We start from the raw sequence: 12,235 nt of genomic DNA, 5'->3' as shown, positions 1-12,235 counted from the left end.
AAACCTCACGCAGAACCAATGATCCAGCCAAACTGCGACCGCTCACGCACCTGACAACAGCCATCGCCCCCTCACAAACCGCCCCACCGCCAAGCCAAATCGCACGCCTGTGCGATACTGCCACCCACCTCACACCGGCTCGCTTATTTGAGGGCTAGACCAGCGTCGCGGTGACATATCGGGGGGTGATCGCCACGTCACGGGGCCGGACACTCCAGCGGCCCGGCATTCCCATCGCGGCGAACAGCTCGACGACGTCGCGTTCCACCGTCTCCCAGCCGTTGGATGCCAACCATTCCGGCAGATAACGGTATTCACCCGGATACGTCAGCGCGGCCAGGTCCACGTCCAGGCCGAACTTTCGCCAGCGGTCGACGAAAGCCCGTCCCGCCTTCTGCTGCAACGGTGTCCAGGTGGGCATGTGATCGGCGGCGAACCGGCTGCCGACCGCACTCACCGCGGTGACGTCTTTCAGCAACCGCTCCTGCCCGCCGGGCGGTAGGTAGCCCACGAGCAGGTTCTCGGCAATCCACACCGTGGGCTGGTCCGCGTCGAAACCGACCCGCCACAAGGCCGCCAGCCAATCCTGACGAAGGTCGATGCCGACCGCACGGCGGTGCGCGGTCGACTTGGCGCCCAGCTCGTGCAACAAGCCGGTCTTGAATTCGATCACTCGGGGCTGGTCTATCTCGTACACCGTTGTTCCCGGTGGCCACCACAGCCGGTATGGCCGGGCGTCCAGGCCCGACCCCAGGATCACCGCCTGACGAATCCCCGCCCGGCCCGCGTCGGCAAGGAAACCGTCGAGGAACCGGGTGTGCGTCACCAGGATGTCGATGAGCCCGGCCGTTGTCCGGTTGTCGGCCTGGTCGGCCTCGCCCAGATCTCCGTCGATAATCCGGGTGAAGTACGGCACTCCCGCGGCGCGAACCAACGGTTCGGCGAACGGGTCGTTGAGCAACCCGGCGCCAGCGGCGACGGCCCTGGCGGTGGCGCCGAAGGTGGCGGTTACCCCGACGCCGGTGGCCGCGTCCCAGTCGTCGTCATCGGTGCGTACCATCGCGCCTCACCTTGCAGAGCCTCGTCAAGCCTCGTCAAGCATCGTCAACGGCGGCGCAGCATCAGCCCGGCGGCCGCACGCCAACCGAGCAACAACACGCCGGTGACCGCCGAGGCGACCACGACGAAACTCACCGCCACACCGGCCGAACTGGCCTTGCGCAATACCATGCCGACCGCGATGGTGCCGATCCACACCATCACCCCGGTGGGTATCACGCTGGTGGGCCGTCGCCAACCACGCGACACCAGCCATCCGGCAAGGGTTCCGCTGAGGAACGGCCATGCCGTCGCCGCGACGCCGCCGACACTGATGCCCTCGGCATGGCTGCGGCGCCCGAGAGTGCAGAAGATCAGGACGGCGACCACGTCGGTGGCCAACGAGCCCAGCCAGCAGAGCCGGTGCCGCGGTTGCATGCAGCGAGATTACCGGGCCGGGCAGGATGGGGTTCATGAGCACTGACCCACCGCCCGCCTTCGACCGCTACGACCCGCTCGGGCTGGATGCGTCGCTGTCCGCCGACGAGTTCGCGGTGCGCGACACCTACGCCGATTCTGCGCCGAGCACGTTGACACCGTTTGTCGCCGAGTGGTTCGAGGACGGCGACCTGCCGGTGGCCCGCGAACTGGCCAAGCAGTTCGGCCAACTCGGCCTGCTGGGAATGCATTTGCACGCCTACGGATGTGGGGGCTCGTCCGCGGTCCACTACGACCTGGCTTGCCTGGAACTGGAAGCCGCCACCAGCTGGTCCTCGGCCACGCCTTCACCGGCCTGGCGGCATTCCGCTGACCCGGTGCCGGCCCAGGCAGGTGGCCCGATGGTTCAGCCGGGGCCTCTTGTCGAATCTGGCCCACCCTGGGCGCCGGGACAGTAGATGATGGGCTTATGTCACACCGGATCGTTGTCGCCGTCGCTGTGTTCGGGCTGTCCGTGAGCACCCTGGCCGTAACCTCCACGGCCTCCGCCGACCCCACCGTCACACTGCCGCCGATGACCTCCACCGGCAGCGGACCGAACATCGGTGGCGCCGACGCAGCGCCGGGCATTTCGCAGCAACTGACCAGCCTCGCCAACCCGAACGTCCAAGAGGTCGACGGCTCGGACGCGGCTCAATTCATCACCGCGGCCGCCGCGGTGACCAACCCGCAGCTGGCCGCCCCCTTCGTGCTGCTGCGCCGCGCGTTGGCCTGCCAGAGCAACGGCGCGGGGTCGGGCTCCCCGTTCGGGGCACGCGCCTACCGACGCGCCGACGGGCAATGGGGAGGCGCGATGTTGGTCACGGCCAAGAGCACCACGCCCAACGTCGACGCGTTGGTCAGCTGCGTCAAGACCAATTGGCGCCGGTCGACGGCGGGCGGCGAAAACGCCATGTGCAACAACGGCTGGACTACCCCAACCGACGGCGATCTGCGTCGCACCGAGGTCTACTACATCTTGCTCGCCGGCACAGCCGCGGATTTCTGCACCGGACTCAACGCCAGATACGCGGACAACGCAAGCAGCTGGCCGTGAGCTAGATTTCGTCGCCCGGTCCGTCGCGACGCACGGGGCCCGGCGGGCTCATCCGCCGAACAGCGGGCGCGGCATCACCGGGGGGAGCTCGTCGGCTACTGCTTCCCACGCTGCCGCAGCAAGCAGCAGCGACCCGGCTCCAGGGCCGGTATACATTTTTGCCGAAGGGGCTTCGGGTGGCATTGTACCGAAATCTATTTCGCTTGACCCCCAACTGAATTAGCTCTACGCGCACTGCACTGAATGTCAGATGCGGGGCCGCGCAGCAGCTTTGACGCCTGAGGCGACGGCGAGAATGCCGATCACAAAGGATCAGCGGTGAGCGCGTTCGAGGCGGCGCGTGTGAGCCGGCCGTCGCCAGCTTGCTGGGACAAAGCGATGCCGGCAGCGTCGCAACGCTGTGCGTGCTTCCCGTTGACCACCAACTGATCGGTCGGCGTCGCGAGGCGCGACTGTGATAGGTGGGCCGGGCAAAAATCCCATCGCGGCAACCCGCAATGACCGCCTGCCACCCCGAGCAGCAACGCGGCCAGAGCCGCGATGAGCTCAGATCGGCCAAGCAGCCTCGAGACAGCGCCCGCCTGCCGGATGTCCACGGCAGCGGCCTATACCCCCTCCTGTACATTGCGACCGTTTTGCTCGTTTTGCCACTGTGCGGAGTGGCACCGAACTTCATGGCGACCGCACCCATCCGATAACGTCACGAAGCGAACGAGACTGGCCGGCAATAGGTTTGCTTCCAAACACGACGGGAAAGCAGACGCCGATGGTACTCGGCGCACGATGGGGCCCGGAAACAATCGACGTCAGCCCGGGCGAAGTCGTACGGTGTACATGCGCCGCAGTGACCCCGAGACTGTCGCAGAATGACGAAAACTGAAGGAGGACCATGACGCCCCCACCTAGCGAAGGCTCGTCCGTCGGCAGGCGCCATCACGTCGTCATCATCGGCAGCGGTTTCGGCGGGCTGACCGCGGCCAAGGCGCTCAAGCGGGCCGACGTCGACGTCACCCTCATCTCCAAGACGACCACCCACTTGTTCCAGCCGCTGCTGTACCAGGTGGCCACCGGAATCTTGTCCGAGGGTGACATCGCCCCGACCACCAGGCTGATCCTGCGCAACCAAAAGAACGTGCGGGTGTTGCTGGGTGAGATCATCGGCATGGACCTGAACGCGAAGACGGTCACGTCGAAATTGATGGACATGGAGACGGTCACGCCGTTCGACAGTCTCATCGTGGCGGCCGGTGCGCAGCAATCCTATTTCGGCAACGACGATTTCGCCATCTTCGCGCCCGGCATGAAGACCATCGACGATGCCCTGGAGCTGCGTGGCCGCATCCTGGGCGCGTTCGAGGCCGCCGAAGTGGCCACCGATCATGCCGAGCGCGAACGCCGGCTGACCTTCGTCGTGGTCGGGGCCGGCCCCACCGGCGTGGAACTCGCCGGGGAGATTGTCCAACTCGCCGAGCGCACCCTAGCCGGGGCATTTCGCACCATTACGCCCAGCGAGTGCCGGGTGATCCTGCTCGACGCCGCGTCCGCGGTACTGCCGCCGATGGGCCCGAAGTTGGGTCTCAAGGCGCAACGAAAGCTCGAGAAGATGGACGTCGAAGTCCAGCTGAACGCGATGGTGACCGCCGTGGATTACAAGGGCATCACGGTCAGGGACAAAGACGGCACCGAGCGCCGCATCGACTGCGCGTGCAAGGTGTGGGCGGCCGGCGTGCAGGCCAGCCCGCTGGGCAAGAGGGTGGCCGAACAGTCCGAGGGAACCGAAATCGACCGCGCCGGACGGGTGATCGTGGAACCCGACCTCACCGTCAAGGGGCACCCGTACGTCTTCGTGGTCGGTGATTTGATGTCGGTGCCCGGTGTGCCCGGGATGGCCCAGGGCGCGATCCAGGGGGCACGCTATGCCACCACGATCATCAAGCACGCGGTGAAAGGCCACGACGACCCGGCCAACCGCAAGCCATTCCACTATTTCAACAAGGGCAGCATGGCGCTCATCTCCCATTTCAGCGCGGTCACCAAGATCGGCAAGGTGGAATTCGCCGGCTTCTTCGCCTGGCTGGCGTGGCTGCTGCTGCATTTGCTGTATCTGGTGGGCCACCGCAATCGCATTGCCGCCGCGTTCTCCTGGGGGCTGGCCTTCCTGGGCCGTACGCGCGGGCAGATGGCCATCACCAGTCAAATGGTCTACGCCAGGCTGGCGATGCGCTATGTCCAGGCGCAGGCCGAACAAGGCGCCCTGGCCGCTGCCGAACAGGCCGAAAGGGCCGAACAGCGAGCGGTCGGTTAGGTTGCGACTCGGACGGCGCCGCCGCCGTCACTGCCTTGGCGGTGTCGGTGGGCCGGCGGACGTCACATGCGCCACGGAAGCTTCCGGGGGAGCCGGTGCACGATCTGCCCGCCTCACAGCGACAACCGAACTCGCCCAATGGATCTGTCGCTGGTAGCCGGGCACAACGGCCACCGATAACCGGTGACTGGCCGATTAGGAGCGCGGGTCGGTAACGGTCCACGCGGGTCCGGCACTGCCCAAACGGGGTCAGGTTTTCATTCTGCGCTGAGGGCGAGGAGATCGCAGTTGAATTCAGCAGTCCGCAGCGCTCTGGGCGCAGACTGGACGCCCTGGATGCAGACTCGCGCGTCGAGCGCCGGGAAAGGGCGGGTCAGTTGATCGCGAGGGCGGCCAGTCCGGTGACGCCGACGTGGCCGTGACGTTTGCGCAGGTTGTGGCAGGCTGCCAGCAGTAGCCATTCGCCGCGAGCCTGATCCAACCCGGAGGCAACAGCCGTTTGGCGTTTTGCAGGGTCTGCATTTGGCCGAATCACTGACCCTCGCTCCTAGCTCAACGCCCGGTCCAGATCGGCGATCAGGTCGTCGGTGCCTTCCAGCCCGACCGAGATGCGGACCACGCCGTCACCCAGGCCGATCGCGGCGCGGCCCTCCGGGCCCATCGCCCGGTGCGTCGTGGTAGCCGGATGCGTGACAAGCGATTTCGCGTCCCCGAGGTTATTGGAGATATCGATCAGCGCAAGCTTGTCGAGCACTTCGAACGCCCGTTGCTTGGCCGCACTCTCCGGAGCGTCCAGCGCGAAGGTGACGACGGTTCCGCCGCCGGACATTTGCCGCTTGGCCAGGTTGTACTGCGGATGTGACGGCAAGAAAGGGTAGCGCACCCAACTCACCGCGGGATGGGCTTCCAGGAACGCCGCGATCCGCAGCGCCGAGGAATTGCTGTACTCCACCCGAACCGCAAGTGTCTCAAGGCCTTTCAGCAGCACCCAGGCATTGAAAGCGCTCATCGCCGGTCCGGTGTGGCGCATCAGCTTCTGCACCGGGCCGTCGATGTACTCCTTGTCACCGAGGATGGCGCCGCCGAGCACCCGGCCCTGGCCGTCGATGTGCTTGGTGCCCGAGTACACCACCACATCGACCCCGAGCGGAAAGCCCTGCTGCAGCAATGGCGTGGCAAAAACGTTGTCCAGCACCACTTTTGCACCGGCAGCATGTGCCAGCTCGGTCACCGCGGCGATGTCCACCAGCGACTGCATGGGATTCGCCGGTGTCTCGAAGAACACTGCTCGGGTGGGCTTGGAGGGGTCGGCCAGCGCCTGCTCCCATTGCGAAAGGTCGTCGCCGTCGACGAAAACCGTCTCCACTCCCCAGCGCGGCAGGATCTCGTTGCACACCACAAAGCACGATCCGAACAGGCTGCGCGCGGCCACCAACCGATCCCCGGCCGCCAACAGCGCGCCCAGCGAGATGAACACCGCCGCCATGCCGCTGGCGGTGGCAAATGCCGCCGGCGCTCCCTCGATCAGCCGCAGCCGCTCCTCGAACATCGACACGGTCGGGTTGCCGTAGCGCGAGTACACGAAGTGGTCCAGTTCGCCGCTGAACGACTGCTCGGCCGTCGCCGCCGACTCGTAGACATAGCCGGACGTCAGATACATCGCCTCGGCGGTCTCGTCGAACGCCGAGCGCAACAGCCCGCCGCGCACTCCGATGGTGGCCTGGCTGACACCGTCGGGCAGCGGCTTGGGCGTGCGAACCGAACCTTCGCCGGTCATCGCCGCCACCCCGTCACCAGATCACCCCTGCCTCCAGGGCAATCCGATTGCCCGCCAACCGACCACACCACGATGGCCCTCGGCGTCGAGGTGCCCTTCGAAGCCGTCCAACACGTTATAGGCCGGCGTGATCCCGGCGCTGGTTGCGGCTTCGGCGGCACCGATGGAGCGTTGACCGGAGCGGCACAGGAAAACAACCGGCCACTCGCCCGGACCTTCCGCGGGCGTGATGGCATCCCGCAGTTCGGTAACGAAGTTCTGGTTGCGCGCGCCGTCGACGGTGTTCCACTCGATGTAGACGACGTCACGGCCAAGGCCGGACAAGTCGGGCACACCGACGAAATGCCACTCGGCGGCGGTCCGCACGTCCACCAACACAGCCTCAGGGTTGTCGCTGAGCATCTTCCATGCTTCCAGCGGCGTTAGATCTCCCGCGTAGCTCACTTGCCCGAGTCTCGCATACTGAGCCGGCCGGCGACGTCTCGGGCGCGGCCGCGCGCGGTCCCCACGTCGGGCGCGGTAGCCAGCGCCACACCGAGCCTGGGTGGCACCCCGGCGCGCACACTCGTAAACACCCGGACATCGCTTTCCGGGACGCTCAGCGCGGCCGTCAGCGTCTCGGCACTGGGCGCCACGCCCGCGGCGGCCCGGCCGGGGCCGACCACCCGAGCAGCGCCCGGCGACACCATCAACGTGTCCACCGCAAGGCCCATGACCGCCCGGGCCTGCAGCTCGAAGGCGGAAAGCCGCTGGCTGCGCAGGGTGACCCAGGCGCTGTCGCCCGGCCACGCGGTGACGTCGGCGAAGTACACCTCGTCGCCGTTGACCATCAATTCGACGCTGAAGACACCCCGTCCGCCGAGCGCCTTCACGATGCGGGCGGCTATCGACCTGGCCGCGTCGTGCGCGGCGGTACTCAGCTGCTGCGGTTGCCAGGATTCCAGGCCCCGGTCACCCCGGTCGTCTGCGCCGCAATAACCGACCGGCGCACAGAAGGTGATTTCCGGTCCCGCCGGCCCGTCGGTGCACACCACGATCAGGGTGACCAGAACCTGGACATCGACCACCGTCTCGGCCCACACCCTGGGGTGTGCGCCCGCGAGCTCACCGCCGGCCGCGCGGTGCCAGGCGCGCTCGATCTCGTCCGGACCGCGGACCACCGACCGCTCCCGACCGCTCACCTTGGCGACGGGTTTGACCATCAACGGGTAGCCGGCGTGAGCGGCCACCGCCTGGAGTTCGGCAAGCGATCCGACGAACCAGAACGGCGCGGTAGGCAGGCCGAGTTCGTCGGCGGCCAGCTTGCGCAGGCCTTCCCGGTCACGGGTCAGCCGGACGCTGCGGGCGCTGGGCACCAGCTCGGTGTGCCAACCGTCAGACTGAGCCTGCCGGGCTGGGCCGGCTTGGCCGGCTTGGAGAGCATCGAGTGCGTCGACGCTGACCGCGTCGGTGAGCGTCACCACGAAGTCCGGATGCAGCCGGGCGAAGAGGGCCGCCAGCTCGTCGGCATCGGTCATGGAGACGACCAGCGCCTGGTCGGCGACGCGGTGCGCGGGCGCATCGGGGCGTTCGTCGGCAGCGATCACCTCTGCGCCGAAGCCTTGTAACGCAACTGTCAGCTCCCGGCTCAGCTCGCCCGAGCCCAGCAATAGCACCCGCGGCCTGCCATCGGGCTCGGCCGCGGCCGGCTGGCCGGTTGCGGCGGGCTGGCCGGTTGCGGCGGGCGGCACCTGCAGGGCCGTCGTCGCGTCGTCCCGGGCTGCACCGTCGCCGGCCGCCGGCCGCTCGTCCTTACCGGTGAGCTCATCCCGTCCCTCGGTCAAGCCGTCAGTCACCAGCTCACCCTCTCCATCGGTAGTGGTCCCGCTGCCCAAGGCTCAAGGATAGGGGCGCTGGCGCGGCTGCCCAACGCGGCGGGACCCGCGGCAACGCAATTACCCGCCGTAACCGTGGGCTCGATAAGAGAAAGGCGCTTCTGCGCTCATTTGTCGAGTTTTTGTGTAACGCTGCTCACAGCCCGGTGTTTGCCTGGCCCATGAGTACGTGGTCGGGTGAGCGGCGGGCGGTCACTCGCGCCATCCGAAATAGAAGGCCCTTCGCGGACCGCGCAATTCCGTCAAGGAGAAGTCCATGCCTTTCGTGATGACACAGCCGGCCGTGGATGCGGCCGGCGGGTCGAGCCGCGCCGGCGCCGCGGGCCCGGGAAGGGCGCAGCGATGACCCTGGGAATGGACTTTGCGGCGCTGCCGCCGGAAATCAATTCCGCCAGGATGTATGCCGGACCGGGTGCAGCTCCACTGCTGCACGCGGCGACGGCCTGGGGGCGGCTGGCCAACGAACTCAATGCGACGGCCGCGTCCTACTCAGCGGTGATTTCCGGGCTCGCCGGTGAGGAGTGGCGCGGCCCCTCGGCGCTGTCCATGGCCGCCGCGGCTGCTCCCTACGTAGCGTGGATGAGGGCTACTGCCGCTCAGGCCGAGCAGGCCGCGGCCCAGGCCATCGCCGCGGCCAACGCCTACGAATCCGCGCATGCGGCGACTGTGCCCCCGGGGGAGATCGCGGCCAACCGCAGCACCATGATCTCGCTGGCACGGACGAACACCTTCGGACAGAACACGCCGGCGATCGCCGCCAGTGAAGCCGATTACAGCGAAATGTGGGCTCAGGACATTGTCGCCATGGACGGCTACGCCGGCAGCTCGGCGGCCGCGTCGGAGTTGCCGCCGTTTACCGCCCCGCCGCAGACCACGACCGGGATCGAAGCAGCGGCCGACGCCACCGCCGCCCAGGCGGCGATCACGGCCGCCCCGGCTGCGGCGCTGGCCGCCGCAGCCGTCGAATTGCCCGACTTGGTGAACCTACCCACACCGCTTGGGGAACTCGACTTTCTGGTGGCCGCAGCGGTGATCGTCGCGGCCAGCAGCTGGGGGCTGCAGGCGGCGCAGCTGGTCGAAATCTATCGCCACGACGAGGTCGATGAATGGGAGAAGGAGCCGGGAGCCAAGGGAGCCGACGACGGATCGCCCGATGTCCTGGGCCCCGGCCGCGGAAGGACCAACCCCGTCCCACTGCCGGGGCGGGTGTTCACCCCGCCTCAGCCGCCGGTCACCGCGCTGTCCGGCTACTCGGCCAGTATCGGCGGGCTTTCGGTGCCGCAGAGCTGGATGCTTCCGCCGGCGGTGCGCCAAGTCGCTGCGATGTTCCCCGGCACCACACCCATGTTCATGACGACTGGTTCGGACGACGGGTATACCGGCATGGCGGCGGCGGGTTTGGCCGGGACCAGCCTGGCGGGCCTGGCGGCCAGAGGCAGCGCCTCCTCGTCGACCCCGGCCGCGGCCGCACCGGCAGCGGGCGGCGGGGCCGCGGCGGCGGGCAGACCCGCGGCGAACGCACCCTCGATCCCGGCGGCCGCCGGCACGAACATCCCGGGGTTGCCGTCCGGTTTACCGCCCGGCGTGGTAGCCAACCTTGCCGCGACGCTGGCGGCGATCCCGGGGGCGACCATCATCGTGGTGCCGCCGCACCCGAGCCAAAGCCAGTAGCTCCCTTACGGCTGGCCGGGAAGCAGCCGCACCATCAGGCCGTTGCCTTCGGCCAACAGCGTCTCGTCCGGCCCGCGCGCGTCGACCAATTCCGCGGACACGAACGCCTTGCGGCCCTCGGTACGCGTTACTCGTCCCCGTATGATCAGCGGCGCATCGATCGGGGTGATCTTGCGGTAGTCGACGTGCAGGAAAGCCGTCCGGCTGATCGGCCGTCCCGCCGCATGCGAAACCATGCCGAATAAGTGGTCGAACAGCAACGGCAGCACGCCACCGTGCACCGCGTGGTTGCCCCCGACATGAAACCGGCTGAACGAACCCGTCATTTCCACACCGTCGGGCCGGTAGCGGGTCAACGTCCACGGCGGTAGTAGCAGGCTACCCATGCCGGGCAGATCGGGGGTCCGCCCGGCCGGCCCCTTGCCTTCCTCGGCCTGGAACGGGCCCAGCAGCTCGACCAGCGCGGCGGCGCGCTCGGCGGCCTCGTCCCACACGGCCTCTGCGTCTGGGCCCGGGTCTGCCGACACCGCCAGGTCCTGCAAGCGGCGCATCGTCGTCACGAAACGGCGGAAACCCGCGCCGGGGCTGGCCGGGCCGTATTCCGGAAAGCCGCCGTGGTGCTGGTATTCGGGATCTTCTTCTTCGGGGCATCCGTCTGACCCCAGCGAGGAATAGTGCGTCACGGGCGGGCCGCCAGGACATCGCGGCGCACGATGGCCTGATCCCGTCCTGGGCCGACACCGATGCACGAAACCGGTGCTCCGGCAAGCTCTTCCAGCCGCAGCACGTAGTCACGAGCCTTGGCGGGCAGGTCGTCGAAGTCGCGCGCGGCGGAGATGTCTTCCCACCATCCCGGCAGCTCCTGGTAAACCGGCTCGGCACGGCACAGATCGCTCTGGGTCATCGGCATCTCGCCGGTCTGCTTTCCGTCGATCCGATAGCCGACACACACCGGCACCGTTTCCAGGCTGGACAGCACGTCGAGTTTGGTCAGGAAGAAGTCGGTGATGCCGTTGACCCGGGTGGCATAGCGCGCGACGACGGCGTCGAACCAGCCGCAGCGCCGGCGCCGGCCGGTGGTCACGCCGAATTCGCCGCCGGTCTTGGACAGGTATTCGCCGTTCTCGTCGAACAGCTCGGTGGGGAACGGGCCCGAACCCACCCGGGTGGTGTAGGCCTTGAGGATCCCCAGCACCGTGCGAATCCGGGTGGGCCCGATGCCGGAGCCCACGGCCGCCCCGCCCGCGGTCGGGTTCGACGACGTCACATAGGGGTAGGTGCCGTGATCGACATCGAGCAGCGTGCCCTGGGAGCCTTCCAGCAACACCGTTTCACCGGCGTCGAGCGCATCGTTGAGCAGCAGCCGGGTGTCGGCGATCCGATGGCGGAAACCCTCGGCCTGCTCCAGCAGCGATTCGGCCACCTGCGCCGGCTCCAGGGCCTTGCGGTTGTAGATCTTGACCAGCACCTGGTTCTTGAATTCGAGTGCGGCCTGGACCTTGTGGGCCAGCTGCTCGGGGTTGAGCACGTCGGCGACCCGGATCCCCATGCGGGCCACCTTGTCCTGGTAGCAGGGGCCGATACCGCGGCCGGTGGTGCCGATCTTCTTGCTGCCCATGTAGCGCTCGGTGACCTTGTCGATGGCCACGTGGTAGGGCATCAGCAGATGCGCGTCGGCCGAGATCAGCAGCTTGGAGGTGTCGACCCCGCGCTCTTCCAGGCCGTGCAGCTCGTCGAGCAGGACCCCCGGGTCGATCACCACGCCGTTGCCGATGACGTTGGTGACTCCGGGGCTCAGCACACCCGACGGGATGAGGTGCAATGCGAAGTTCTCGCCGGTCGGCAGCACGACCGTGTGCCCGGCGTTGTTGCCGCCCTGGTAACGCACCACCCACTGCACCCGCCCCCCGAGCAGATCGGTGGCTTTACCCTTGCCCTCGTCGCCCCACTGGGCGCCGATCAGGACGATTGCCGGCATGACGCGCTCCCACCTGCTCTCGCGGGTTGTGCCCGCCTATTGTGGTCCAGCCGGTGAC

Annotated in this window: 10 protein-coding genes and 2 pseudogenes; 4 read left to right on the top strand and 8 right to left on the bottom strand. The window is 67.8% G+C overall.

Annotated features, from left to right (window positions below):
- Positions 1 to 154: 154 nt before the first annotated feature.
- On the bottom strand, positions 155 to 1,060 hold the full coding sequence (locus EET03_RS02140; RefSeq protein ID WP_075544259.1) for an SAM-dependent methyltransferase: 906 nt from the start codon (positions 1,058 to 1,060) through the stop codon (positions 155 to 157).
- 44 nt (positions 1,061 to 1,104) lie between these two features.
- Complete coding sequence (locus tag EET03_RS02135) at positions 1,105 to 1,476, bottom strand: DUF3054 domain-containing protein (protein WP_075544260.1); 372 nt, start codon at positions 1,474 to 1,476, stop codon at positions 1,105 to 1,107.
- Positions 1,477 to 1,511: 35 nt separating this feature from the next.
- Between EET03_RS02135 and EET03_RS02130 the strand changes: the two are divergent.
- Positions 1,512 to 1,805: pseudogene (locus tag EET03_RS02130) on the top strand (acyl-CoA dehydrogenase family protein); the annotation flags it as partial.
- Between the two features lie 140 nt (positions 1,806 to 1,945).
- Positions 1,946 to 2,572 (top strand): hypothetical protein, encoded by a 627-nt coding sequence (locus EET03_RS02125; protein ID WP_075544262.1) that lies wholly within the window; start codon positions 1,946 to 1,948, stop codon positions 2,570 to 2,572.
- A gap of 84 nt (positions 2,573 to 2,656) precedes the next feature.
- Here the strand turns inward: EET03_RS02125 and EET03_RS02120 are convergent.
- A pseudogene (locus tag EET03_RS02120) lies at positions 2,657 to 2,770 on the bottom strand (PPE domain-containing protein); the annotation flags it as partial.
- A 691-nt stretch (positions 2,771 to 3,461) separates the two neighbouring features.
- On the opposite strand from EET03_RS02120, the gene EET03_RS02110 reads away from it, so the two are divergent.
- Complete coding sequence (locus EET03_RS02110; RefSeq protein WP_075544264.1) at positions 3,462 to 4,877, top strand: NAD(P)/FAD-dependent oxidoreductase; 1,416 nt, start codon at positions 3,462 to 3,464, stop codon at positions 4,875 to 4,877.
- 547 nt (positions 4,878 to 5,424) lie between these two features.
- Here the strand turns inward: EET03_RS02110 and EET03_RS02100 are convergent.
- Genes EET03_RS02100 through purT form a run of 3 tightly spaced genes read right to left on the bottom strand, consistent with a single transcriptional unit; the run spans position 5,425 to position 8,489 of the window.
- Positions 5,425 to 6,654, bottom strand: coding sequence for an O-succinylhomoserine sulfhydrylase (locus EET03_RS02100; protein ID WP_075544284.1), 1,230 nt, complete (start codon positions 6,652 to 6,654; stop codon positions 5,425 to 5,427).
- 21 nt (positions 6,655 to 6,675) lie between these two features.
- Entirely contained in the window at positions 6,676 to 7,098 is a 423-nt protein-coding gene (locus EET03_RS02095) for a rhodanese-like domain-containing protein (protein ID WP_082274819.1), read from the bottom strand.
- Positions 7,095 to 8,489 carry a formate-dependent phosphoribosylglycinamide formyltransferase gene (gene purT / locus EET03_RS02090; RefSeq protein ID WP_075544265.1) on the bottom strand — a complete coding sequence of 465 codons (1,395 nt, stop codon included), beginning with the start codon at positions 8,487 to 8,489 and terminating at the stop codon, positions 7,095 to 7,097. Before purT ends, EET03_RS02095 begins: the two co-directional genes overlap by 4 nt.
- A gap of 393 nt (positions 8,490 to 8,882) precedes the next feature.
- On the opposite strand from purT, the gene EET03_RS02085 reads away from it, so the two are divergent.
- The gene (locus tag EET03_RS02085) at positions 8,883 to 10,199 is read left to right on the top strand and encodes a PPE family protein (RefSeq protein ID WP_099194308.1); all 1,317 of its coding nucleotides are present in this window, start codon (positions 8,883 to 8,885) and stop codon (positions 10,197 to 10,199) included.
- Between the two features lie 5 nt (positions 10,200 to 10,204).
- Here EET03_RS02085 and EET03_RS02080 read toward each other — a convergent pair whose 3' ends face one another.
- Together EET03_RS02080 and EET03_RS02075 are read right to left on the bottom strand one after the other, a co-directional pair.
- A complete protein-coding gene (locus EET03_RS02080) occupies positions 10,205 to 10,864 on the bottom strand; it encodes a PaaI family thioesterase (protein ID WP_122508716.1) in 660 nt (219 codons plus the stop codon).
- 14 nt (positions 10,865 to 10,878) lie between these two features.
- Positions 10,879 to 12,177, bottom strand: a complete 1,299-nt coding sequence (locus EET03_RS02075; RefSeq protein ID WP_099193921.1) for an adenylosuccinate synthase — start codon at positions 12,175 to 12,177, stop codon at positions 10,879 to 10,881.
- Positions 12,178 to 12,235 lie beyond the last annotated feature (58 nt).

Source organism: Mycobacterium innocens, assembly GCF_900566055.1.
GTDB classification, from domain to species: domain Bacteria; phylum Actinomycetota; class Actinomycetes; order Mycobacteriales; family Mycobacteriaceae; genus Mycobacterium; species Mycobacterium innocens.
The sequence above is the reverse complement of the archived record's forward strand: the minus strand, read 5'-3'. Positions and strand labels throughout refer to the sequence as shown.